Annotated in this window: 24 protein-coding genes; 6 read left to right on the top strand and 18 right to left on the bottom strand. The window is 44.1% G+C overall.

Going from position 1 to position 25681, the window contains the following annotated elements; translation table 11 throughout:
- Positions 1–68 precede the first annotated feature (68 nt).
- Together Q4561_RS17305 and Q4561_RS17300 are read left to right on the top strand one after the other, a co-directional pair.
- Positions 69–3032, top strand: coding sequence for a diguanylate cyclase (locus Q4561_RS17305; RefSeq protein ID WP_303462389.1), 2964 nt, complete (start codon positions 69–71; stop codon positions 3030–3032).
- Positions 3033–3134: 102 nt separating this feature from the next.
- Positions 3135–3770 (top strand): SDR family oxidoreductase, encoded by a 636-nt coding sequence (locus Q4561_RS17300; protein WP_303462387.1) that lies wholly within the window; start codon positions 3135–3137, stop codon positions 3768–3770.
- Between the two features lie 144 nt (positions 3771–3914).
- Here the strand turns inward: Q4561_RS17300 and Q4561_RS17295 are convergent, their stop codons facing one another.
- The 14 genes from Q4561_RS17295 to yceD form a co-directional block, all read right to left on the bottom strand.
- On the bottom strand, positions 3915–4472 hold the full coding sequence (locus Q4561_RS17295; RefSeq protein WP_303462385.1) for a pyridoxamine 5'-phosphate oxidase family protein: 558 nt from the start codon (positions 4470–4472) through the stop codon (positions 3915–3917).
- A gap of 19 nt (positions 4473–4491) precedes the next feature.
- Positions 4492–5271: a TatD family hydrolase gene (locus tag Q4561_RS17290; protein ID WP_303462383.1), complete on the bottom strand. Its 780-nt coding sequence runs from the start codon at positions 5269–5271 to the stop codon at positions 4492–4494.
- Positions 5272–5314: 43 nt separating this feature from the next.
- The gene (locus Q4561_RS17285; RefSeq protein WP_303462381.1) at positions 5315–6211 is read right to left on the bottom strand and encodes a DNA polymerase III subunit; all 897 of its coding nucleotides are present in this window, start codon (positions 6209–6211) and stop codon (positions 5315–5317) included.
- The gene (gene tmk / locus Q4561_RS17280) at positions 6211–6828 is read right to left on the bottom strand and encodes a dTMP kinase (RefSeq protein ID WP_303462379.1); all 618 of its coding nucleotides are present in this window, start codon (positions 6826–6828) and stop codon (positions 6211–6213) included. The genes Q4561_RS17285 and tmk overlap by 1 nt, the downstream gene beginning before the upstream one ends.
- Positions 6829–6849: 21 nt before the next feature.
- On the bottom strand, positions 6850–7899 hold the full coding sequence (gene mltG / locus Q4561_RS17275) for an endolytic transglycosylase MltG (protein WP_303462377.1): 1050 nt from the start codon (positions 7897–7899) through the stop codon (positions 6850–6852).
- Complete coding sequence (pabC, locus tag Q4561_RS17270; protein WP_303462376.1) at positions 7883–8818, bottom strand: aminodeoxychorismate lyase; 936 nt, start codon at positions 8816–8818, stop codon at positions 7883–7885. Before pabC ends, mltG begins: the two co-directional genes overlap by 17 nt.
- 120 nt (positions 8819–8938) lie before the next feature.
- Positions 8939–10177, bottom strand: coding sequence for a beta-ketoacyl-ACP synthase II (fabF, locus tag Q4561_RS17265; RefSeq protein WP_303462374.1), 1239 nt, complete (start codon positions 10175–10177; stop codon positions 8939–8941).
- 87 nt (positions 10178–10264) lie between these two features.
- Positions 10265–10504, bottom strand: coding sequence for an acyl carrier protein (acpP, locus tag Q4561_RS17260; RefSeq protein WP_032095800.1), 240 nt, complete (start codon positions 10502–10504; stop codon positions 10265–10267).
- 199 nt (positions 10505–10703) lie between these two features.
- The gene (gene fabG, locus Q4561_RS17255) at positions 10704–11444 is read right to left on the bottom strand and encodes a 3-oxoacyl-ACP reductase FabG (protein ID WP_303462369.1); all 741 of its coding nucleotides are present in this window, start codon (positions 11442–11444) and stop codon (positions 10704–10706) included.
- A 9-nt stretch (positions 11445–11453) separates the two neighbouring features.
- On the bottom strand, positions 11454–12383 hold the full coding sequence (gene fabD, locus Q4561_RS17250) for an ACP S-malonyltransferase (protein WP_303462367.1): 930 nt from the start codon (positions 12381–12383) through the stop codon (positions 11454–11456).
- Between the two features lie 71 nt (positions 12384–12454).
- Positions 12455–13420, bottom strand: a complete 966-nt coding sequence (locus Q4561_RS17245) for a beta-ketoacyl-ACP synthase III (protein ID WP_303462365.1) — start codon at positions 13418–13420, stop codon at positions 12455–12457.
- Positions 13417–14442 carry a phosphate acyltransferase PlsX gene (plsX, locus tag Q4561_RS17240; protein WP_303462364.1) on the bottom strand — a complete coding sequence of 342 codons (1026 nt, stop codon included), beginning with the start codon at positions 14440–14442 and terminating at the stop codon, positions 13417–13419. The genes Q4561_RS17245 and plsX overlap by 4 nt, the downstream gene beginning before the upstream one ends.
- Positions 14443–14457: 15 nt before the next feature.
- Positions 14458–14628: a 50S ribosomal protein L32 gene (gene rpmF, locus Q4561_RS17235; protein WP_013784462.1), complete on the bottom strand. Its 171-nt coding sequence runs from the start codon at positions 14626–14628 to the stop codon at positions 14458–14460.
- A gap of 3 nt (positions 14629–14631) precedes the next feature.
- The gene (yceD, locus tag Q4561_RS17230; RefSeq protein ID WP_303462362.1) at positions 14632–15165 is read right to left on the bottom strand and encodes a 23S rRNA accumulation protein YceD; all 534 of its coding nucleotides are present in this window, start codon (positions 15163–15165) and stop codon (positions 14632–14634) included.
- 457 nt (positions 15166–15622) lie between these two features.
- Here yceD and Q4561_RS17225 point away from each other — a divergent pair, with 457 nt between their 5' ends.
- Entirely contained in the window at positions 15623–16303 is a 681-nt protein-coding gene (locus Q4561_RS17225; protein ID WP_303462361.1) for a nucleoside triphosphate pyrophosphatase, read from the top strand.
- Between the two features lie 48 nt (positions 16304–16351).
- On the opposite strand, the gene Q4561_RS17220 is transcribed toward Q4561_RS17225, so the two are convergent.
- Positions 16352–16999: an HAD-IA family hydrolase gene (locus tag Q4561_RS17220; protein WP_303462359.1), complete on the bottom strand. Its 648-nt coding sequence runs from the start codon at positions 16997–16999 to the stop codon at positions 16352–16354.
- Positions 17000–17086: 87 nt separating this feature from the next.
- Entirely contained in the window at positions 17087–18031 is a 945-nt protein-coding gene (rluC, locus tag Q4561_RS17215; RefSeq protein WP_303462357.1) for a 23S rRNA pseudouridine(955/2504/2580) synthase RluC, read from the bottom strand.
- A gap of 702 nt (positions 18032–18733) precedes the next feature.
- On the opposite strand from rluC, the gene rne reads away from it, so the two are divergent.
- A complete protein-coding gene (gene rne, locus Q4561_RS17210; protein ID WP_303462355.1) occupies positions 18734–22045 on the top strand; it encodes a ribonuclease E in 3312 nt (1103 codons plus the stop codon).
- A gap of 133 nt (positions 22046–22178) precedes the next feature.
- Positions 22179–23258, top strand: coding sequence for a phosphotransferase (locus Q4561_RS17205; RefSeq protein ID WP_303462354.1), 1080 nt, complete (start codon positions 22179–22181; stop codon positions 23256–23258).
- Here the strand turns inward: Q4561_RS17205 and Q4561_RS17200 are convergent.
- Positions 23255–23818 carry a TetR/AcrR family transcriptional regulator gene (locus Q4561_RS17200; RefSeq protein ID WP_303462352.1) on the bottom strand — a complete coding sequence of 188 codons (564 nt, stop codon included), beginning with the start codon at positions 23816–23818 and terminating at the stop codon, positions 23255–23257. The two genes, Q4561_RS17205 and Q4561_RS17200, sit on opposite strands and share 4 nt — an antisense overlap.
- A gap of 306 nt (positions 23819–24124) precedes the next feature.
- Between Q4561_RS17200 and Q4561_RS17195 the strand changes: the two genes are divergently transcribed.
- Positions 24125–24817 carry a haloacid dehalogenase type II gene (locus Q4561_RS17195; protein WP_303462447.1) on the top strand — a complete coding sequence of 231 codons (693 nt, stop codon included), beginning with the start codon at positions 24125–24127 and terminating at the stop codon, positions 24815–24817.
- A 74-nt stretch (positions 24818–24891) separates the two neighbouring features.
- Here the strand turns inward: Q4561_RS17195 and Q4561_RS17190 are convergent, their stop codons facing one another.
- Positions 24892–25350 carry a GNAT family N-acetyltransferase gene (locus tag Q4561_RS17190; protein ID WP_303462350.1) on the bottom strand — a complete coding sequence of 153 codons (459 nt, stop codon included), beginning with the start codon at positions 25348–25350 and terminating at the stop codon, positions 24892–24894.
- Positions 25351–25681 lie beyond the last annotated feature (331 nt).

Here is a 25681-nt window from a genome sequence, read left to right as displayed (position 1 = left end):
TATGTCCCATTTTTACTTGGCTGCCCCTAGTATATCTTAGCGCTTGTTCCCACGTTCCGAGCGTAATTATGAAGTCTGTAGTGGTAAAATTTTTGGTTACCGCCACTGTCCTGTTCTCTACTCTTTTATCTTTTTCGACCGCAGTCAGTGCGTCTGAATTTCCCCTGCCTGTGTTTAAAAGCTTCTCGATAGAAGATGGCTTATCGCAAGTCTCTATTTTAGACATCGCTGAAGATAAAGATGGATATATTTGGCTGGCAACCCAATCAGGGATTGAAAGATTCGACGGAAGTGAATTTAAGCATTTTGGCAAATGGCAGAAAGATGAGTCTGATGGACTCTTTGGTGTTACCACTTTTCAAATCGAATCATCTTTAGATAAAGAATACTTATGGGTTGGTACCATTGCAGGTGTCAGTAAATATCATGTAGATAGTGCTACGTTTGAACACTTTCCCATTTCGGTTTCTAGCAAAATTAAAGCCGGCTTAATTAAGCGTATTTATATCGATAAAAGTAGTAACGTTTGGGTGATCAGTGGCCGCGCACTTTATCGTTTTTCTACATTATTGAACAAGCTTGTTCAAGTAGCCGTTCTCGACGATGTTACCAGTACATTAACGGATATTATCGTTGATAAAAGTAACCATGTTTGGCTTACCTCAACATCGGGTCTTTATAAGCTTAACACCGCTTACAACACGCTTGAAATTCAGCAGTTCGCTGGCGCTAACTTAACCTTGCTGGCAATAGCGGCAGACGAAAGCTTGTGGATTGGAACGTCTTCTACCGGCGCTTGCCGTTACCCTTTTTATGATAAAAACGATTTTTCTGCGGCAACCTGCTTTAATCAAAGCAATGGCCTTTCTTCTAACGATGTTCGCAGTTTGTTGTTTCAGCGCGGTGGCAATATATGGATTGCCACTGGAAGCGGCTTAAATATCGTTCCCGCTGGAGATTCTGCCCAAGCTATATCCATATCGGTTACCCAATCAAAACTCGCTAATAATTATGTTGTGTCACTATATCAAACAACCGATGGCGCAATAGTGGTTGGGTCCCGCGATAATGGGTTTTCTATCCACAACCCGGTACTGGCTAACTTTACGACTAGCCTAGCAGCAGGGCTTAATATCTCAGGTATTGCGGATCACGAGCCATCATCACTGTGGTTAACCAGTGAAGAGAACCTTTGGCATTACAATTATGAATCTGGAGATCTTAAAGGCCCGTACCATTCTAAAGTAGAATCTAACGGCACGTTAGTGTCTAACAAGCTGTTATCGGTGTTCTTTGATGAAAAATCTGATTCGGTGTGGTTGTCTACCCGAGCTGGGCTTGGCAAATTAAACACCGCCACGTCACAAGTAGATTTAGTGGCGCTAAAAGATAAGGCTGGTTATTCACTAAACGTAGATGCCGATGGCGATGTTTGGTACGGCGGCTATAGTGATGGGGTCTTTGTTTACCGCCCTTCAGAAGACAGGGTAATCCGCCAGTGGCCAATATCGCTTACTACCCGTATTATTTTTCAAGATAATGAAAGTGCATGGCTAGCCAGCATCTCCGGGCTGTATTTTGCTAATAAATTTACCGGTGAAATACGTAATATCACTGAAATCAGTGAGCAGTTCCCTAAAGATGCCTTAGTGACATGGATCTCTCGTTCCATTCGTGGTGGCTATTGGGTTGCGACACAAGCGAACGGTATTTATTTTATGGTAATCGATGAAAGCGAAAATTTCTCGATATCCCTTACCCAGATAGTGGCAGCCAGTCATCTCAGCGAGACGTCCATTGGCGCTATTATAGAAGATAAAGATAACGAATTATGGGTTTCTACCACTGAAGGAATTGCTCATATCGACGCCAATTTATCTTCAGTTTCTTATTTCGGTCCGCAAAATGGCGTTAGTGAGGCTGGCTATTATATTGGCGCAGCAATAAAAACCGCAAATGACACTATTTTTATGGGCAGTCCACAAGGGCTTACCCTATTCAATCCCCAGGAAATCAAGCAGCAACCTTGGGCGCCCAACGTTAATATTACTCGTATAGAAGTGATTAATCAGGAAGATAGTGGCGCCGAAAATGTGTATCCCAATAGCAATATTGATACCTTAGCACTTAGCCCAGACAACGTTTCTTTTTCTGTTGAATTTGCCGCACTGGATTTTACCCGAGCCAATGAAGTTTCTTATTCCTATCGACTGGCGGGGTTTGATAATAAATGGCGTTTTACCGATCATCGTAGACGCGCTGTTACTTATACTAATTTAGATCCCGGCACTTACACCTTAACTATTCGGGCTACGAACAACGAAAAAGTGTGGAGCCCTCACGAAGCGAAGCTAACCGTTGTGATAGTGCCACCTTGGTGGGATAAACCGGTATGGCGAACTGCGCTTATTATTGCAGTGTTACTGTTACTCACCTTGATTGTCTGGTGGCGTACTCGAACCCTTAAAAACCGCTCTGTATTATTAGCTCAAATGGTGGAAGAGAAAACTCAAGATCTTGAGCTTGTGGTAGAAAAGCTTACCCGCCTATCGAGTCAAGACTCGTTGACGGGGCTGAAGAATCGCCGCTACTTTACTAGCCGAGCCCAAGAGTCCTGGGATAGCTACGAGCGTTATGCTCAGCCCTTTTCACTACTGATAGTAGACATTGATTGGTTCAAGCAAATAAACGATACGTACGGCCATCACGTGGGTGATCTTGTACTTGTTAAAATTGCTGACTTGTTACGCATTAACCTTAGAAATTCTGATGTTATCTCTAGATGGGGCGGTGAAGAGTTCCTAATCTTACTGCCTGAGCTAAATGCTCACGAGTGCTACTGGGTAGGAGAAAAAATCAGAAAGGCTGTGGCGAATACGTCTTTCCACTGTGAAGGTCACGACGTGAATGTCACCATCACTGCTGGTATCGCGGATATTCGCGAGAGCGATAGCGTAGAAAAATGCATCCATGCGGCAGATAAAAAGCTCTACAAGGGCAAAGCAGAAGGCCGTAACGCCGTGGTAAGATAAGCCGTGTTGACCAGCGCAGCATAATGAAATTCATCGAACTTTGTGATCGAAATCCCCTCTCCTGTCTATGAATAACCATATTCATTCATGGAGGTAACATTTATGGCTAAGGTACTTGTCATTGGCGCATCAGGCCAAATTGGTAAACAGGCTACTGGAAAATTACTTGAAGCAGGTCACCACGTGGTGGCCCCTGTTCGAAGCCCTGAAAAGCTAAACGACTTTGTAAACGACAACCTCGTCGTGAAAGAGCAAGACCTTGAGAAAGACTTCTCAGAGCATTTCGAAGGTGCAGATTGCGTTGTATTCGTTGCGGGCAGCGGCGGTAATTCGGGCGATGATAAAACGCTTCTTATCGACCTATGGGCAGCGCGAAACGCAGCTAATTACGCCAAGGCAGCTAAAACACCTAAATTTGTGATGGTAAGTTCTATAGGTGCTGGCGATCCAGACGCAGTAAGTTCTAGCATTAAACCCTATTTAGTGGCTAAGCACATGGCGGACGAACACTTAATGAATAGCGGCGTGCCTTATATTATTTTACGCCCAGGCACATTGTTAAATGAACCTGGTACGCATTTGGTGTCTACTGATATGCCAGACAATCAAGACGATGCTGTTATTCCTAGAGAAGATGTGGCTACGGCTATTGTGGAGGCAGTTAATCGCAGCGACACAAGTAATGTGACGACTTACCTGTTTAAAGGCGATACGCCAATCTCGAAAATCTTCGAGTAAGTAAATATAAGTCAGCTACCAAAAGCTATCGTTAACATTAAAAACGCCAGCAATTTTGCTGGCGTTTTTTTATTATTTTGATTTAATTTTGTTTGTTCAATGCGCTGCTTCAGAACTCAGTGCACTAGCATTTAATGTAATGCGTTAGGGGACAATAGACTGGCTAATCCAGTTACCCATTTCGTCACGACGATGCAACTCGCGATACTGCGGATTGCCACGCAAATTCAAATAGTCCACGTTGAAAATATCTAACAAAATTACGCAAAAATGTTCAGGGGCTACAGAATAGTCGCCTGCAATTTGGAGCGGTAAGCCATTGTTTCGTGGCGTGCCTGGCTCGCCCCATAAAAACTGCTTTTTACCCGCATCAGATAATTTCGCCCAATGCGCCTCTATTAGCGCCCTATCTTCGTTTTCGGTCACAATAGTCGCATTTACACTGAATCGATACTGCTCACGAGTTTTCGAAAAATACCAACAGCCTTGCGCTTTCGCTTGCTGAGACAATTGGTTGTATTTTTCGGTACGGGTATCTGAAATAACAATTAATTTGTTGTCGTCACTTAAGCCACGGTACACCACGGTTCTGCAGTATGGCACACCGTCTTTGTCGGCGGTTGCCAACTGAAAATAACGGCTCTCAGGCATGCTTCTGCTAGCGTGTAAGCTTTTTGTTAACCCTGTACGCCACTGCGGCATGTTTAAACTCTCCGGTCGCTTAAGCGGCTTTACGTTGGGCCAGTGAAAACAAGGTGTAGAAGTTTTCGGTGGTAATACGCGCTAGTTCCTTTACCGATATACCTTTTAGTTCAGCAATAAACTCAGCAACTTCTACCACATAACCCGGCTGGTTTTGTTTACCTCTATGAGGGACAGGTGCAAGCCAAGGGGAGTCAGTTTCAATCAATAATCGCTCAAGAGGAACGGCTTTTACCACTTCTTGTAATTCACTGGCAGATTTAAACGTGACTATGCCAGAAATAGAGATGTAGAAATCTATTTCGATAGCGGCCTGCGCCATTTCTAGGGATTCGGTAAAGCAATGCAACACGCCTTTGGTATGGCTAGCTTTATGCTCGCGCAGCAAATTAATGGTGTCGTCACGGGCATCGCGGGTGTGAATGATAAGCGGCTTTTTCGTTTCGTTAGCGACTTTAATATGATCGACAAACGACGTTAGTTGAACCTCTTTGCTTTCAGGGCTATAAAAATAGTCTAAGCCTGTTTCACCAATGGCGATTACCGCATCGTCTTGCGCTTTTTCGAGTAACTCATGGTAAGTACATGCATCTTCTTGGTGAAGAGGGTGTACGCCACAAGAGACAGAGACATCATCGAACCCTTTTACCGTTTCTAACATGCTGTCGTAATCGGTCACCGATACGCACACACATAAAAAGTGCTCTACACCACGAGTGCGCGCAAAGTTAAGAGTTTCTGCCAATTCTTCTGGCGATTGCTTTAATCTGTCTAAATGACAATGTGAATCTACGAACAAAATATACCTATCTTTTTTACGGCTAACCCACTAACAACGTGGCCTAGCGCTGAAATTGTTTTAAAATACTGACCAACACCATGGATTTATTCACCCCGGGGTGCTGTAAGGTTTTAACTGCCTCTACACAGGCGCGATAACGCGCGTAATCTTGCGTTTGTTGGCGTTCTACATAAGATTTATGGGCCATATGTTGGCACCACGTTGCTACCTGAACAGCATCACTTTGCCATTTATTAGCAAGTGCTAAAAGCTGCTGACTTCCTGAACTAGCAAGTAATGCGCCCATACCGTCAGTGAAAGTGCGATAATTAAAATCACTTTCGCTATTCAGTGCAGCTTCTAAACGAAGTGGCGCGTAACCATAGGCTTCTAATAACGCTTCACTGGCATCTTGTACGCCTTGTTGCTGTAAATAGGCCAAACTACTTTGCACATCAGGCAAACCCAGCGAATGTTTTTCACATCGGCTCAAAATGGTAGGCATTATTCTGTTAAGGCTGTCAGTGATTAGCAGCAAGTATGTATTATTGGTGGGCTCTTCTAAGGTTTTCAAGAGTGCGTTAGCCGCCGCCTCTGTCATGCTATCGGCCACAGGGATCACCAGCACCTTATTGCCCCCCATTTGCGCCGTACCACTTAACTTGGCAATACCTTCTCGAATTTTATCCACGCCCAACTGCTTTTCGCTTTCTAACACGTAAAAATCGGGGTGATTGCCAGCAAGACGCAAATGACAGCTTTGGCATGCATTACACGCACCTTGCGGAGTTGGTTGTTTACACAAGAGGGTATCCGACAGCCCTGCCACCAGCTTCGCTTTACCAATACCTTTAGCGCCAATGAACAACAGCGCATGATGCAGCTTGTTATTAAAATAGCGTACAAGCAATTCGTTATAGGTATCAGTAAACCAAGGTAGCATTTGCCCAGATTGCATTAAGAAAGATACTCCTGCACGGCTGATATCACGTGGTTATGCACATCTTCCATAGCTTGCATGGCATTAATTACTACAATACTGTCATCTTGTGCTGCTAGGCTTAAATACCGTTCACGGGTACGCTCAAAAAAAGCCAAGCCTGCTTGTTCAATACGATCAAGCTCTCCCCTGCCCCGAGCCCGTTCTAGCCCAATAGCTGGCTCAACGTCTAGGTACAAGGTTAAATTAGGTTTAAAACCGTTAAGCGCTATCTTGCTAATGGCACTCATGGTATCAGCACTCACGCCGCGACCACCGCCTTGATAGGCTTGTGAAGACAAATCGTGCCTGTCACCGACTACCCACTTCCCTGCATTTAACGCCGGAAGTATACGGTTCGTTAATAACTGCACCCGCGCGGCATACATCAACAGTAATTCTGTTTCTTCGGCTACGGTTTCGTCCCAGTCGTGTTTAACGCACTCGCGAATAGCCTCAGCCATAGGCGTACCGCCTGGCTCACGTGTTTGCTCAACCGCAATACCTGCTTCTTGTAATTGTTTTACTATAAGCCCAATTACTGAACTTTTTCCGGCCCCTTCAAGGCCCTCTACTACAATAAACTTTCCGTTCATAATTATTCGTTGTTGGACTTTTTATTTTCGGTTTAACTGATATTTTCGCACAGCCGCATTATGGGCTGCCAGCGAAGATGAAAATTCGTGGCTACCATCACCTCTAGCAACAAAATACAAAGCATCGGTTTCCATCGGGTTTAATGCGGCCCAAATGGCTTCTTTACCAGCCATCGCGATTGGCGTGGGCGGCAAACCTTTAATAGTATACGTGTTGTAAGGTGTGGGCGTACGAAGGTGCTTACGGGTAATATTACCATCATACGCATCACCAATGCCGTAAATTACGGTGGGATCCGTTTGTAAACGCATATTTTTACGTAGGCGATTCACAAACACACCCGCAATTTTGGTTCGCTCTGCGCTCACCGCGGTTTCTTTTTCAATAATACTTGCCAATATTAGGGCGTCGTACTGCGAGTTCAATGGTAAATCTGCTTGCCGTTGCTGCCACTGGGTATCGACATAATCTAACATAGCCCTGTGGGCACGTTTTAAAATGCTACTGGCGGCAGTATTAGCGGTAAAAAAATAGGTATCGGCCAAAAATAGGCCTTCAGCGCTGGTAGCTTCGCTAAGCCAAGGTGTTGTGGTTGTGGCTGAATCTGCATCGCCTATTGCGCTTTCGGCTTTAATCGTTTCTTCCACAAGCTCAAGAGACACATCGTGTTTAAGTTCAGTTTGCGCGTTTAGAGTAACCAGCCACTCTTTCAGCGTTAACCCTTCTACCAAGCTCACCGCAAAATAATGCTCTTCACCACGGCTTAATGTGCCGAATACTTCTTGTAATGATTGCCCTGGCACTAAACGGTAGGTACCGGATTTAACATGGGTATTGGCGGCGAAGAATTTAAGCCAAAGCTTAGTGGCTAATTCAGGGCTATCAAGTAACTCACGGGCCCGCAATTCTCTTACGACTTTGTATCCGTTACTGCCCTTCTCTACCGTATATAATTGCGGTTCTGACACTAATAATGGCGAAGACGCCTGCCCTACTACATATAAAACGCCAAAGGTAACTGCACCTACAACAAGCGCCAGCATTATCCCAATGCTAATAATTATTCGCATGATCTTCCTGAATTTTATCTATTACTAATTTAGCGAGGGTCTTCGCCCCTTCGTAAGACGCATTAAATGCTAACTCAGCGCTCGTTTTTCCGTCATTTAGTATAACTTTATTAACGGGCATCACGCCCATTAAGGCATTGGTGATAACTAATGCTTTTGCTTTAGTTAAATCTTCCAGTGTGTATTCGCCTTCATGAACGCTTGACGGGTTGCCAATTATGCCACTATCTTTTGAAGAGCTTGCTTTTAACATACTTAGTAAGCACTGGCGTACTACGCCATTAACGCCACAATTATTTACCTTTGGTGTATGCCACCCACTCTCGGTTTGGAAAAATACATTTCCAGCACTGGCTTCAATAAGACGGCCTTGTGTGTCGAACACTAAGGCATCATCAACACCAGCGGTAATAACTTCACGCTTAATCAGTACCTGCTCTAACCGATTTAAATGTTTAATGCCGCCTAAAAGCGGTTGGATAGCGAGTGGTGTTTTCGCGCATATTACCGATAACCCGGATGTTTGTAATTCAGCATAATGTGTAGGGTAAGTATGAGTAGAAAATCGAACGATGGCAGGCGCTTGGGCGTCTCGTGCGTAACCTCGCCCCCCCTCGCCAGAAGACACATGAATCTTCATCACGAATTTAGTATTTGGATTGTCGAGTGTAGCGGTAAGAGCACTGACATAGTCATCAATGGCACAGCGCAGTAACGGCATATTAGGTGTTATAGATAGCGCTTTTGCATCATGTTCGAGCCTAGCAAGATGAAAAGACAGTAGATCTACTTTTCCATGACTAACGCACATGGTAGTAAATACGCCATCACCATAGTTCAGTGCCCTGTCGTTAAGGGCAATTACATCAATGGATGAAGGGATTAAAGATGTGGTGTCGGTGTTTGCGACTATTTTCACAACTAGCTCTAATAATTAACGTCTGCCGTGCAGTATACCAAGTTGTTGTGCGCAAACAAGAAAGGCAGCTTGCGCTGCCTTTAATCAATAACTTAAGTAATACCGACCGGTTATTTTAGCTTACATTCGTTTGAAAATAAGCGAACCGTTAGTACCACCAAAACCAAATGAGTTACACAGCGCATAGTCTGAAGTAAACATTTTTGCCTTATTAGCAACAAAGTCTAAATCACACCCTTCGCTTGGCTCATCTAAGTTAATGGTTGGCGGAGCCATCTTGTCACGCAGTGCTAAAATGGTGAATATAGCTTCTACAGAGCCTGCAGCACCAAGTAAATGACCTGTCATCGACTTAGTAGAGCTTACCAGCATGTTGTACGCGTGATCGTTGAATACACGCTTAACCGCAGCCACTTCTGCTATATCGCCCGCAGGCGTTGACGTACCGTGAGCATTCACGTAACCAATTTCACTGCTTTCAATTTTTGCATCGCGAATAGCGTTGCTCATCGACGTAGCCGCACCTTCACCGTCTGCTGGTGGAGATGTCATGTGATAAGCATCGCCACTCATACCAAAGCCAACAAGCTCAGCATAAATAGTTGCACCACGGGCTTTCGCCGATTCGTACTCTTCTAGCATAACTACGCCAGCACCTTCGCCCATAACGAAACCATCACGATCTTTATCCCAAGGACGACTTGCGCCTTGAGGATCGTCGTTTCGAGACGACAACGCACGTGCTGCAGCAAAACCAGCAATACCTAACGGCGTAATAGTCGCTTCTGAACCGCCAGCAAGCATGGCATCAGCATCGTCATACGCAATAGTACGCGCAGCAATACCAATGTTATGCACACCAGTAGTACATGCAGTCACTACGTTTAGGTTTGGCCCTTTCAACCCTTCCATGATAGACAAAAAGCCAGAAATCATGTTTGTGATCGTGGAGGGTACAAAAAATGGAGAAACGCGCTTAGGGCCGCTATTCACTAATTTTGTGTGATTTTGTTCAATTTGCTCTAGCCCACCGATACCTGAACCAATGGCGACACCAACACGATGCGCATTTTCTTCAGTTATCGTTAAGCCTGAATCTGCCATGGCTTGTTTACCCGCTGCAATACCCAGCTGAATAAACCTGTCCATTTTCTTCGTTTCTTTCTTTTCGATATATTCCTGCGGGTCAAAGTTATCAACTTGACCAGCGAAACGGGTGGAATAATTACTGCAATCAAAATGGGTGATTTCACCAATACCGCTCTCGCCTGCTAACAGACGACGCCAAGTCTCATCTACAGTAAGACCCAATGGTGAAAGCATGCCAAGACCAGTAACCACTACGCGACGTTTTGTCACAAAAAGCCCTCGCATTGGAACTAATAAGGTGGAAATACAAAAACGGCTCTAAAGAGAGCCGTTTTTTTATTTTACTATAACGAAGACTTAAGCGTCTTTGTTAGCATTGATGTAATCAACAGCTGACTGAACAGTAGTAATTTTTTCTGCTTCTTCGTCAGGAATTTCAGTATCAAATTCTTCTTCTAACGCCATTACTAGCTCAACAGTGTCAAGTGAGTCTGCGCCCAAATCATCAACGAATGAAGCTTCAGCTTTTACTTCTTCTTCTTTTACGCCAAGTTGTTCAATGATAATTTTTTTAACGCGTTCTTCAATGTTACTCATAATTCTAGGTTTCCCTTAAACGTCACTAGATAGTCAAAGTGCCGCTAGTTTATTTTGCAAGGTACAAGCTTGCAAGCACCAGATTAAACAATTTCTCTGGTCGAACCAGCGACATCCCAAATTCTTAAAGTTCTATTTTTACATCCAAGTTCGGGGAAAATCCACCCCAAACCCTGTTAAATTCGCAATTTTAGCGAAATTAACCCATATATATACCACCATTTACATGGATGGTTTCGCCTGTAATATAGGCAGCACCACTGCTCACTAAGAAAGCAACAGTGGCGGCAATTTCATCAGGAGCACCTAATCGGTTAGCCGGAATATCTTTAAAAATTGCATTTTTTTGATCATCGGTAAGCGATTTTGTCATGTCGGTATCGATAAATCCAGGCGCAACAACATTAATAGTTATACCACGAGAAGCCACTTCACGTGCCATAGATTTCGAAAAACCGATAACACCTGCTTTCGCTGCTGCGTAGTTTGCTTGGCCAGCATTACCTGAACTACCCACTACTGAACCTATATTCACAATACGGCCAAAGCGTTTCTTCATCATACCGCGAAGTACCGCTTTTGACAGCGTAAATATAGCCGTAAGGTTAGTATTAATAATATCTTGCCATTCGTCATCTTTCATACGCATTAGCAAGTTATCACGGGTAATACCCGCATTATTAACCAATATATCAATGCCACCAAAGGTATCATTAATGTCTTTGATTATACCATCTATACTGCCTTTGTCGGTAACATTTAGCGCAATGCCTTTACCACCAAATTCAGACAAATATTCAGTAATTGCACTAGCGCCATTGTCGCTTGTAGCAGTACCAACAACCGTTGCACCTTGTGCGGCAAGCTGACTAGCTATGGCTTTGCCTATGCCACGGCTTGCGCCGGTTACTAATGCTACTTTGCCTTCTAACTGACTCATAGCGTTTCCTTATTGTTTTAATGCTTCCACACTTTCTGGCGTGTTTACAGCAATAGATTCTAAACTTTTATTAATGCGTTTATTTAAGCCCGAAAGAACCTTACCAGGGCCTACTTCAATAATGCGTTCAACACCAGCGGCTGCTAAGTATTCAACAGAACGGGTCCATTGAACTGGGCAATAAAGCTGGCGAACTAATGCACTTTTTATAGATGCACCATCAGTTTCAATGGTCACATCTACATTATTAATGATATTAATTGCAGGGGTGTGAACCGCTAAAGATGCTAGCGCATCTTCTAATTTGTCTGCCGCTGGGCGCATAAGTTCACAGTGTGAAGGTACACTCACAGGTAACGGCAGCGCACGCTTAGCACCGGCTTCTTTACATGCCGCAGCAGCTTGCTCTGCAGCCACTTTTTCACCAGCAATAACCACCTGACCAGGCGAGTTAAAGTTAACAGGCGATACCACATCACCTGTGGCGATAGCCGTTTGGTGGCACACATTGGCAATAGTATTGTCATCTAAACCAATGATAGCATACATAGCCCCCGCACCGGCTGGCACGGCTTCTTGCATATATTGCCCGCGGGCCTCAACAAGTTTTACCGCATCGGTAAAAGACATCGCGCCGCCACATACCAAAGCTGAATACTCGCCTAGGCTGTGCCCTGCTAAGTAGCTTATTTCGATGCCTTGTGCTTCTAATACACGCCAAATGGCAACACTGGCGGTAAGTAAAGCTGGCTGGGTAATATGGGTTTCGTTTAACTTTCCGTCGGTATCATTTTGTACCAGATCCCAAAGATCGTAACCTAATACGTCTGAAGCTTCTTTGAAGGTATCTAAAACCGAAGGGTGGCTATCTGCCAATTCTTTTAGCATGCCCACAGATTGTGAGCCCTGCCCCGGAAATACGCAGGCTGTTTTTGTCATTGTTGTTCCTTGTTATTTTTGTATACAACACACTTTTGAATACAACGAATTCAGTATTACTAATATAGAAACTAGTATCGTACCAGTGCAGATGCCCACGCAAAACCACCGCCGAATGCTTCTAATAATAAATGTTGACCACGCTGAATACGACCATCACGAATAGCGGTATCTAAAGCTGTGGGTACGGTAGCAGCCGAGGTGTTACCGTATTTTTCAAGCGTAACAACCACTTGATCTAATGACATGTCTAATTTTTTCGCGGTAGCTTTAATAATTCTGAAATTTGCCTGATGGGGCACAAGCCAATCAAGATCAGATTTTTGCATGTCATTTGCTGCAAGGGTTTGCTCAACCACTTCTGATAATTTTTTCACCGCGACTTTGAATACTTCATTACCGCGCATAACACCCCAATTTTCGTGAACTGATGCTTCATCACCACGGGTTGGGTTGCCCACGTAAAGTAAGTCGCCGTAATTGCCGTCAGCGTTGATATGGGTAGATAAAATGCCCGGCTCATCACTAGCTTCTATAATAGTGGCACCAGCAGCATCACCAAATAAAATCACCATAGAGCGATCTTCTGGTGAAATTAAGCGACTAAGACAATCTGTACCAATAACAAGTATACGCTTAGCCATACCCGACTTAATGTATTGATCGGCAACGCTTAATGCGTAGCAGTAACCTGCACACGCAGCGGCAATATCAAAGGCTGGAATACCGTTGATGCCAAGAATACGCTGTATTTCACACGCAGTACTAGGAAGTGCATAGCGTCCGCTAGTAGTAGCGCACACTATCATATCGATGGATTGAGGGTCGATGCCTGCCATTTCAATGGCTTTTTTACTTGCCTCTGCACCCATGGTCGCAGCGGTTTCTTCAGCACCTATAATGCGGCGTTCTTTAATACCGGTTCTATCAGTGATCCATTCATCACTGGTATCAACCATAACTTCCAAATCGGCATTGGTACGTATATCACTAGGGTAATAACTGCCGGTGCCGATAAATCGAGAATATTTGCTCAAAGTTGCTCCAATAAAACCGTTTCTATCTTCGTTTTTATCTTGTCTGGAACCCGCATCTTTGCTTCTTTCATTGCTTGCACGATGGCGTAATAAAAGGCGTCTTTAGATGCATTTCCATGACTCTTGATAACAATGCCGCGCAATCCTATCAGACTCGCACCATTATACTGGTCGGGGTTCACGCTGTTATAGATAGATTTAAGGAGTGGAAAGGCAATTTTGGCCATAAGCCGAGTATAGAAATTCTTTTGTGACTGGCGTTTCACTTCATTAATAACAAGCTTCGCCAGCCCTTCGCTTGATTTTAGCGCTACGTTGCCGGTAAAACCATCAGTAACCACCACATCGGCTTTATCGGTAAAAATGTCATCACCTTCAACATAGCCAATGTAGTTAATACCTGGCGCATCTTTAAAAAGCTGATCGGCTAATTTTACGTTGGCGTTGCCTTTTATGTCTTCCTCTCCTACGTTCAATAACGCAACACGTGGAGAAGGAATACCCGCCGCTTCTTGCGCTAATACTGAACCCATTACACCGTACTGGAACAAGATCTCAGACGTGCAATTCACATTCGCGCCTAAATCGAGCAAGAATACATTATGATGACTGGCCGTGGGCATCATGCTGATAAGCGCAGGCCTATCAATACCAGATAAGGTTTTTAATAAATAGAACGACAAGGTTAATAGCGCACCAGTATTGCCTGCACTTACGCACGCATCGGCTTCATTGCTTTGCACGTATTCAATCACACGGCGCATTGAAGAGCGTTTTTTATTGCGTAACGCAGAGGTAGGCGCTTCTCCCATTTCAACCACTTGGTCGCAATGAGATACAGTGACGCGACTTCGTTGAGAAGGCGTGAGATTGTTAATAGCGGGAGAGATAACGGCTTGGTCGCCGCATAGCAAAAAATGAACGTCAGAATGAAGTTCAATGGCTTTTACAGCCGCAGAAAGGATAACAGGGGGACCATGATCGCCCCCCATGATATCTAACGCGATGGTTAGCTTAGACAAAATGTAGACGCCGTATTACGCGCCGACTACTTTATTGCCTTTATAGTAACCGTCAGCTGTCACGTGGTGACGACGGTGTGTTTCACCCGACGTTGGGTCGACAGACAAAGTCGACGCTGTCAATGCATCGTGTGAACGACGCATACCACGCTTAGAGCGCGTTTTACGATTTTTTTGTACAGCCATAACTTACTCCTGGTCTCGCTTAAGTTCTTTCAAAACCGCGAAAGGGTTTTCTCGCTCTTGTTCCGGTTCAATCTTTCCAAATGACATATCATCTTTAGACACTGAGCACTCCTCCTCTGCATGAAGGGGTACGATGGGCAAAGATAAAAGCAATTCGTCTTCAAATATCTGAAGCAGATTAACTTCTCCGTGGTCGTTGACCTCTACCGGTTCGTAAGCCTCGGGTATTGGATCTTCTTCATTTCGCTCTTCTCCCTGCACTGGAGTAAAACAAAAATCCACATCAAGAGTGGTATCAAATTCACCATTACACCGCTGACAGAGAAGTGTTACCTGTGTGTCTAAATGACCGTGAAATACAGTAAGACCCTGCTCGTCTTTTTTGAACTGCACATCGACGTCCACATATTCACTACATCGGACAACAGCCCCACTCAATCGTTCCATATCTTCAGACACAAGAACACCCCGATAATCGGAACGTTTCATAGCGCTGCTGGTCGGTTCGACCGTATGAGGGAGTTTCACTTTCTGCATAGGGCGCGCATTCTATAGATTTCATATCCCACTGTCAAAGATTTAATGGGCGTTTTTGTATAATTAATTAGCAATTTTGTACTTCTTTTCATAATCCGAATTTTAAGGGATTTAACCGAGATAACAAGTAAAATTAGCGGGATGGGAGAAATGGCGTAATAAGCAACTTCCGATAAACTCAATATCACTTATACAGTAATCTTAATATCACTTTTCAATCTCATTACGTGCCTTTCTAAAAACAGGCTATATTTATAGTGTGGATATAATATAGCCAACGGTTGTAAGAAATAATCCCCTCGTCATAGTCATGAGGAGTTTGCAATAAAACAGTTATTTATAGATTGCCAAGTAGAAGGCACCTAGATATAAAGCGTATTGATTTTATTGAGATTACGGGACCGCGGAAATCGTAATACGGTTAATTAACACTTAATTAAACATTGAGGTTTGTAGTATGACCACACTTGTTCTAGCTTCATCATCAAAGTACCGGCAACAATTACTAGCAAATATAGGCGTGCAAGCAGACACTAGCACACCCGATATAGATGAAACTCCCCTACCTAATGAAACCCCTCTTGCTCTGTGTAAACGCTTAGCCTACGAAAAAGCAAAAAAAATTGCCCAGCAGCATCCTGGAAAAATCGTTATTGGCAGCGACCAAGTGGCTTCCGTTGAAGGTGATGACGGCCGAATTATATTGGGTAAACCGGGCACGGTAGAAAACGCCGTAGCACAATTAAGCCTGTGCCAAGGTAAACCGGTGTACTTCTTTACCGCACTGAGCCTATGCCAAGCACCTTTACCTGGTACTAGCACAGACACTGATACTGAAAATAAAACGGACTCGACCAATACAACGACCGAGCAAATGCTTTGCGTCACTCGAGCTGAAGAAACCTGTGTGTACTTTCGTAGCCACAATGAAGTCCAATTGCGCGCTTATGTCGAAGCTGAAATGCCACTTGATTGCGCAGGAAGTTTTAAATGCGAAGGTATGGGCGCTTTGCTGTTTGAACGTATTACCAGTCGAGACCCCAATACATTGATAGGCCTGCCCATTATGTTGCTACATGACATGCTAGACAGGCACTTTAATATTGATTTACTAGACTTAGCCACTGGCAAGGCCTAGCAGCCTAAACGGATTATCTTAACTGATTACTTAATTTACCAGCCAAAACTAGCGAAGCAAAAACGCCTGAAGTTCACTTATTGAATGCACAATAGCTTGTGGCGCTAACGCTTCAAGGTGAACTTGCGCATGCACCCCGTACGATACCCCTACTCTATGCATGCCAATAGATTTCGCCATTTGCATGTCGTAAGTGGTATCGCCAATCATAACAGCATCTTGGGCACTGATATTTAGCTCGTCTAAAATTTGCAGTAGCATGTCAGGAGACGGTTTAGACTGAGCGTCATCGGCGCAACGTGACGCACTGAAAAAATGGCCAGTACCAGTTTGTGACCAGGCTCTATCAAGTCCTCTTCGTGCTTTTCCTGTTGCTACCGCAAGAATTGTCCCTTCGGATTTTAATGCACTTAACAAACCTTCAACGCCGTTGAACAACGGGCACGGTGTTACATCGTGGCTGACAAACGCTTCTTTGTAAGCCAATACTAAACGCTCAGCAAGGGCATCATCATCAATATCAAACAGCTGCTTAATAGCCGGTTTAAGGCTTATACCTATTATATGGCTTACAGCATCAGCAGAAGGAATTGAAAGATCACAATGTTTTGCCGCTATTTGCATACAGTTGATAATTTTATCGGCTGAGTCCATTAAGGTGCCGTCCCAATCAAAAATAACCAACTTATAGCGCATAGGTACTACGTTCCTTCTGTATAAAAGAATCTATATAAATAAATAGAACTTAATTAATGAGTAAACTTACCGAATACCCTGTAAGCCCTATGACAAGGCTTTTAGGGTATTGGTTAATGTGGCATCTAATGGTGCGGTGAATTTAATCCGCTCTTCGGTGCCAGGGTGAATTAGCGAAATGCTATGTGCGTGCAAAAATAAGCGGTTTAACCCTTTTTGACGCATAGACTCATCAAACTCGGTATCACCGTATTTAGGGTCGCAAGCAATAGGATGCTCAGCGTGCAAACAGTGAACTCGGATTTGGTGAGTTCTACCTGTAATAGGTGAAGCTTCTACCAAAGTGGCGGTGTCGAATTTTTGCAATATGCGGTAACGGGTTTCGGATGGCTTGCCATCTTCACTCACGCTCACCATGCGTTCACCAGACTGCAACACATTCTTGCGAAGCGGCGCTTTTACTTTAAAGCGGTTATCAGGCCACTGCCCTGCCACTAACGCTTGGTAACGCTTATCCATCTTGCCAGTACGCAGTTGTTCATGCATATGACGAAGTGCAGAGCGTTTCTTAGCAATAAGAATACAGCCAGACGTGTCTCGGTCTAAACGATGTACCAATTCCATGAAGTTAGCATCGGGGCGTAAGGCGCGTAAACCTTCAATAAGGCCAAAGCTCAAACCACTACCACCATGAACAGCAATGCCTGAAGGTTTATTAATGACAATAATGCGTTCATCTTCAAACAATATTTGAGATTCTAGCGCTGCAATTTTATCGAGTTTTGGCGATGGCCCAGGCGTTCCTTCTGATACACGTACAGGTGGAATACGCACTACATCATCGGCAACGAGTTTATATTCGGGTTTTACTCTACCCTTATTTACGCGCACTTCACCTTTACGCAAAATGCGATAAATCATACTTTTGGGCACGCCTTTTAATTGGGTGCGCAAAAAATTGTCTACACGTTGCCCTGCTACATCGGGTTCAACGGTAACGAAACGGACTGATTGTTGGGTTTGTTCTTTCATAAACTCTATTATAACGCAATGCAAAAGCAGACCGATACAGAAACTTTAATGTGCCTTAAAAATAAAACCCTTTGACTACTTTTGATACTAAACGAGCATTTAGCACAGAAAAACTGCATTATCTAGGCTTATTTACCCCTCACACCTTGCTTAAATTGAACCTTTGATGCCATAATGAAAACTGTATTTTACGCGGCCAAATCATGCCGGTGAAACACTACATTTAACTTAGGTGAGCATTTAGAGCAGGTAAAATTGTTACCCTCTTATTTCGCCACTTTTGTTAACCATAAGAACAGCGTCACGTTCCAATTGCATTATTCGATGAACACGCAATTTTATATCTGGAACGGGAATTATAGAGGCAACGACTACACTGCCGTTAGATAATTCAGACGCTGTTTGCGAACATAAAATAAGTTCGCCGTTTAGCTAACAGAATTGAATTGACAAACAAGCGCCAGCTTAAGAGCGGTGTTTGTTAAAAAGATAGATAGAGATAAGGGTATGTCGCTCCCGACATCCTTAAGAACAACAAAATACGCGGAACGAGTAGCGAAAACGTTACATGCCGCGTAAGTTCAAGGATAATGCGGCGTTACAACAAGGTCCCCGTCCAATCGTGAGATTGCGCGGTGAGGGTTTGTACATGTCACTTTAATTTTGTATCTGGACGGCTGTATTAAAACAGAGTTAGATACAATGAAAAGAATGTTAATTAATGCAACTCAATTAGAAGAGTTGCGTGTTGCCCTTGTTGATGGGCAGCGGTTATACGATTTGGACATCGAAAGTCCTGGGCACGAACAGAAAAAAGCAAATATTTACAAAGGTAAAATAACCCGCGTTGAGCCAAGCCTCGAAGCGGCATTCGTAGACTACGGCGCAGATCGCCACGGTTTCCTACCTCTTAAAGAAATCGCTCGCACTTACTTCCCTAAAGGCTACCGTTTCGAAGGTCGCCCAAACATCAAAGATGTTATTAAGGAAGGCCAAGAAGTTATCATCCAGATTGATAAAGAAGAACGTGGTCAAAAAGGCGCAGCCCTTACTACTTTCTTGTCATTGGCAGGTAGCTACCTAGTATTAATGCCAAACAATCCTCGTGCTGGCGGTATTTCTCGTCGTATCGAAGGCGATGAGCGTACAGAACTTAAAGAATCTTTGAACAAACTAGACCTGCCTGATGGCATGGGTTTAATTGTTCGTACCGCTGGTGTAGGTAAATCTTACGAAGAATTAGAGTGGGATTTAAAAGTACTACTTACCCATTGGGAAGCTATTTCTAAAGTGGCTGAAGAGCGTGAAGCGCCCTTCTTAATTCACCAAGAAAGTAACGTAATTGTTCGCGCTATTCGTGACTATCTACGACGTGATATTGGTGAAATCTTAATTGATAAAACCAGCATCTACGAGCAAGCATTGCAGCACATCCAACTTGTGCGCCCTGACTTTGCCAGCCGCGTTAAGCTTTATCGTGGTGAAGTACCTTTGTTCAGTCATTATCAGATTGAAAGTCAAATTGAATCGGCCTTTCAGCGTGAGGTTCGTCTGCCTTCTGGTGGTTCAATTGTTATCGATCCTACTGAAGCGCTTACCTCTATTGATATCAACTCTGCCCGTGCAACAAAAGGCGGTGATATTGAAGAGACAGCATTAAATACCAACCTAGAAGCAGCTGATGAAATTGCTCGTCAATTACGTTTACGCGACTTAGGTGGCTTGGTAGTTATCGACTTTATCGATATGACCCCAGTACGTCACCAACGTGAAGTTGAAAACCGTATGAAAGACGCGGTTCGCAGCGACCGTGCACGGGTTCAGTTAGGCCGTATTTCTCGCTTTGGTTTGCTTGAAATGTCGCGTCAGCGCTTGCGTCCATCATTAGGTGATTCAGCCTACCATGTGTGCCCTCGCTGTTCGGGTCACGGTACTATTCGTGGCACAGAGTCATTGGCACTTTCTATTTTGCGTATTCTTGAAGAAGAGAGCATTAAAGAAAACACAGGTCAAATTGAAGCGCAGCTTCCTGTTTCTGTAGCAACCTATTTGCTTAACGAAAAGCGTAAATCTATTCAAAGCTTAGAGAAACGTCACGGCGTTAACTTATTGCTTATTCCTAACGCTAACCTTGAAACACCGCACTATCAAGTAACTCGCCGCCGTCCAGATGATATTTTAGATGACGCAAGTTATGAAGTAGAGTTAATGCCAACGGTTGAAACGGAAACTGAAACTACAACTTCAGCGCCTGTTAAGCGTGAAGAACCAGCATTAAAAGGCTTAGTAGCCCCTACCGCTGCGCCTGTAGTCGCACCTAAAGCTGAAGTTCCTGCTGCTAAAGCTGAAACTTCACCATCTCTATTTGCCCGTTTTGGTAAATGGTTAGGTGATGTACTTGGCGGTGAAGACGAGAAAGCGAAAGCAGAAGCTGAAGCCCAAGAAAAAGAAAAGCAGAAGCAATCTGAAAGCCGCAATAATCGTGGTGGTAATCAGTCTCGCAATCGCAATAGTGATGATCGTCGTCGTAAACCAAGAAAGAACACACGTCGTAATCAGCCTCAGAACAAAGATGGCGAACAAGACCAGCGTACCCCGCGTTCTGAGCAGGACGACAAGCCTCGCGCGAGTAACAACAAAGGCCGCAAGCCTCGTAAGCCTCGTGACGAGAATCAAAAACCTAAGCAAGAGCAGAACAGACATAGTAATCAAGACGAAAGTCAGGATACTAATAAGTCACAAAATGCAAAAGCACAAGACGCTAATTCTCAAACTTCTGAGCCTCAAGAAGCGCAGAAGAAACAAGAAGTGGCTGAACGTCGTAAGCGTAGAGATACTCGCCGCAGCGTACGTGTGAAAAAAGATGACAATACAGAGTCAAAAGAAACATCGACTAGCAAGCCGGTTAAGTCTCTTGCTGTTGAGAAGCCTAAAGCTGCACCTGCTGAAGTAGAAGAAGCCAAATCTGCGCCAGTACCATCAACTGACGCTTCTGAAGCCACTACACCGGTAGCACAAGCACCACAACCAGCAGAGCAAGATGTTCAAGCTGCATCAGAGCAAACTAGCAACGATACAGATGAAAATGGTCAAAAACGCGAAAGCCGTGGTCGTTCACGTCGTTCTCCTCGTCATGTACGTGCTGCAGGTCAGCGTCGTAAGAAGGAAGCGCAGCAGTCTAGCGATGACAACAGTGCTCAAGCAAACAATGCACCAGTAGGTGAACAGGCAGCTGCAAAGGTTGAAACTACGCCTTCACACGAAGCGCCAGTTTCACCAACCGCTGCGACTATTGACGCAAGTGAATCAGCACCTCGTGCAGAAGAAACACAAGCGGCAATGCCGGGTAAGCTTGAAGCAGATACTGCACATACTCAAAACGAGAATGCTCAACCAGCTACTGTTGATACAGCGGCCGAAAACGCTGAAGCGCCTTCTGTTACTAAGACAGAAGACACCCAAGCTACTAAGCCTGGTGTTTTAGCCCCATCAGAAGAAAAGGCGGCCCCTGCAACGACAGAAACTGCAACAGCCAAGCCAGAAGCCCCAGCAGCTGAGCCGGCATCTGAAGTGGTTCAAGACGAAATGCAGTTCGAGCTTGCTTCGCCTAAAAGTGAAGAGGAAGCGCCTAAGCCAACTAAAGCTGAAGCAACTCCAGCCCCTGCCGCAGAAGCTGCACCGAAACAGGTTGAAATTAACCTAGGTGACGATTCCGCTAAAGCAGCAAGTGAAAGTGTTGCTAAGCCTGCTCCGAAGGCTAGGCCTAAGAAAGCAAAAGCAGCAGTTACTAAGCCAATTACAACAGGCGCACCTGCTAGCAGTCGTGGCCGCATAAATGCATCTGCGCCTATGGCTGCACCTGCATCGGTTGATGATGCTTTCAACGACGTAGCACTTACCGCTAAGTCTGACGATAGCCGTCCAGCCATTGTGGTATCAGGTAAAAGTGCAGCCATTTCTAAAGCAAGTGCTGTAGCCTCTGCACCGGCAACATTGCCAACTAGTGCAGATTAGTACCTTAGGTAGCAGTCATAGTTAATTCAACTATGTTGCTTACTCGCTAAGGGTGCTAACACAATATAAGAAGCCGCTTAATTGCGGCTTTTTTATGGGTGAAGTACGTCAATGAACAAAGGGTTTCAATTCTATGGATGACATTAAGCCTAACTTGATTGAATGGTTGGCAAACACAACAAACAAAGAAGTGCACAACCCTGCCCTCATTCAGTCTTTATGGAGTGGTTATGGCGCATGCTTTCGCGCAACATTGTTAGATAAAACTCATAGCACAGCTATTCCTGTGGTGGCTAAATGCGTTCAACCTTCCCCAGAAATTAGTCACCCTAAAGGATGGCAGAGTAATACCAGTCACCTAAGAAAATGCCGCTCTTTTGAAGTAGAGCATTATTTTTATACTCAGCTGCAACCTAGCACTAACGTTGATTGCTTAACGCCTACCTGCCTAGCATCCGCTAGCAGCCAAAGCGCCAGTTTAAATTTTGACGAAAGCGCTAGCATAAACACTAAAATTAGCCCTGAAACAGTTTCAGCACTCGACAGCGATAACTATAGCAATGCACACATCTTAGTCATGAGCGACTTGGACGCTGAGGGGTACACACAACGGGCAATTTCACTGTCTGTAAAACAAGCCGAGTCAGTATTGCGCTGGCTTGCAGCATTCCATGCTAGCTTCATGGGAATATCAGACACCCACGTTTGGTCAGAAGGTACATATTGGCATTTAGCGACTCGCCAAGACGAATGGCACACCATGGAAGCTGGCCCATTAAAACGTGCTGCTAATACATTAGCTAACAAGCTTTCATCTGCACGTTTCCAAACCTTATTACATGGCGATGCTAAAGTAGCGAACTTTTGTTTTACCCCTGACTTTAGTCAATGCGGTGGTGTTGATTTTCAATACACGGGCTTGGGGGTAGGCATGAAAGACGTTGCTTATTTTATTGGCAGCGCGTTAAGTGAAAGCGATCAACAAGCCAACACTGCTTGCTGTTTACATTATTATTTTGATTGCCTTCGCACCCAGCTAATAGGCACACAATATGAATCTCAATATCATGAAATAGAACAGGAATGGCGAGGGCTATACCCCATTGCTTGCGCCGATTTCAACCGGTTTTTAGCGGGCTGGAGCCCTGACCACTGGAAGATAAATGGTGAATTGACTAAGCAAACCAATATCGCCTTGGCATCGCTAATTTAGTGTTTTTTCCATGGCAACCAGTGTAAAGACAGCCTTAAGCTTTCAAGCATATCAGCTTCCTTAGCCTGCTGATAGCCGTAAACACGAATACCAAATATAGCCATCATGACCGAGGTGGCATACACCTCACTAAGTGCTTCACCATATTCGCTAGCAATCGCTAGTTTGTATTGGGCTTTGGTACGGCTTAAGTAGCTAGCAGCAAGCTGTGCCAATTTAGGTTCGGTGCTCGCGAGTTCCAATTGGGTTTTAATAATAAAGCAGCTTGCGTAGTCTTTCTGTCCTTTTGCGGCCACCATATCGGTCAACAGCATAATAATGCCCTCGCCTGCACCATGCACCATTGCACGCTTCATTTTGTCAGCGCTACGCTGTGAGTAACGGTTTAGGCTCGCAATAAACAACTGCTCTTTATTACCAAAGCTATTATATAAACTACCAGGCTTTAATCCTGTGGTGGTTGTGACGTCTTGCATAGACGTGCCATGGTAGCCTTGTTGCCAAAACAACATGATGGTTTTGTCCAGTATGTTGTCTTTATCAAATTGTGCTTTAGCCATCACAAAAGCCTTTCGTTCGTCTAATCTCTACTTAATCAGTTTATATCATAGCAATTTTGAACAAACACTCAAAAAGATATTGAACCCTATGCCAAAGTACTTTATCGTTTTGAGCAATCATTCAAAATGTGAGTGTCTATTTTTAGGTCTCTATTTTTAGACCAACCGTAAAACTCACGCTTATTATTCATTCGCTCACTTAGCTTACTCATTAAAAGAGGACACCTTATGAAACGATTTATTACTGCGGCACTACTTATACTGCCGTTATTTTCAAGCTTTGCTCAACAGCCTACAGACACCACGATGGAAAATGCTAAGCCTGTACCTCCTAAAGTTATTTTCTTTGATGTAAATGAAACCTTGCTCGACCTTACAGCCATGCGAAGCTCCGTAGGCGAAGCGCTAGGAGGCCGCAATGAGTTACTACCTTTGTGGTTTTCAACTATGCTTCATCACTCATTGGTAGACTCTACCACCCAGCGTTTTCACACTTTCGGTGAAATTGGTGTTGCTTCGTTACTGATGGTGGCTGAAATAGAAGGTATTCCGCTTACCCAAGAACAAGCGAAAACCGCCATTGTTACCCCACTTCGTAGCTTGCCACCACACGCAGATGTGCGCCGTGGCTTACAAGCTTTGAAAGATAAAGGTTATACATTGGTAAGCTTGACCAACTCTTCTAACCAAGGTGTTTATACCCAGTTCAAAAACGCTGATTTACTTGAATTTTTTGAACATCGGTTAAGCGTAGAAGACATCAATCTATACAAACCTGATCTGCGTACTTATGCATGGGCGGCAGAAAAGATGGGGGTTAAACCTGAAGAAGCCATGCTAGTGGCAGCACATGGTTGGGATATTGCAGGCGCTAAACAAGCTGGTTGGCAGGCAGCCTTTATTGCACGCCCAGGAAAGGTATTGTATCCACTGGCTATTGCGCCAGATTACAACGTGAAAGATTTAAACGAATTGGTTGAAATGCTTCCTAAGCAATAACGGTTACCGCTATTTTTTGGGCTGGTGTTGACCAGCCCTTATTCTTTCAGCAGTACTTGAATCAAGCTCTTAAATCAAACTATTGCCTTACGCTTCATATCAACATGAGGAATATCATCTTCTAAATACATTTGAGATGTTTGTACAAATCCAAATTTTCGATAGAAGGCTAACAAGTATTCTTGCGCACCAATTTCAATATCATCTTTCGGCCACAAGTTTTCACACTGTTTGATAGCCTCAGCTAACAAACTTTTCCCTGCACCATGGCCTCTGAAATCTGCATGAGTAGCCACTCTGCCAACACTGACGCCAGGATAACTCACTCCCGCAGGTATCAAACGGGCATAAGCGACCAACATGTCGCCGTTAAAACCTAATAAATGTCGCGTATCGCTATGCCTGTCTTTTTCATCAAGTTCAGGGTATGGGCATGTTTGCTCTACCACAAACACATCTACGCGAAGTTTCATTAGTTCAAATAACTGATGGGTATTGAGTTGGCTAAATGTTAATACTTTCCAAGAAATCATAGTGTTAATTATTTTCTGATTAATGCGCTAGTTTTACCAAACCTGGATACAGATAACACTAAAAAATGTTAGTGGGTTTCGTGTTATTGAAGCTGTCTGTTGCTTGCCGCTTGCCTACCACTTGCCTACCTTTTGCCTACCGAGGGGCGTATTACCCTGCTATTAGCGTAAACTGCCATTTTCTCGTTATTAGCTTGTGAGTATAAAACTGAGCAAAAATGTTCAGTAAAATCACAATAATCGACATTACTAGAAAAATTAATGGCCTCACTAAGTTTAAACTTGAGCATAGAGTAGAAGTACCATTACTAAATTATTTTTAAAGTTTACT

This window comes from Alteromonas sp. 1_MG-2023 (assembly GCF_030547075.1).
Lineage (GTDB): Bacteria > Pseudomonadota > Gammaproteobacteria > Enterobacterales > Alteromonadaceae > Alteromonas.
The sequence above is the reverse complement of the archived record's forward strand: the minus strand, read 5'-3'. Positions and strand labels throughout refer to the sequence as shown.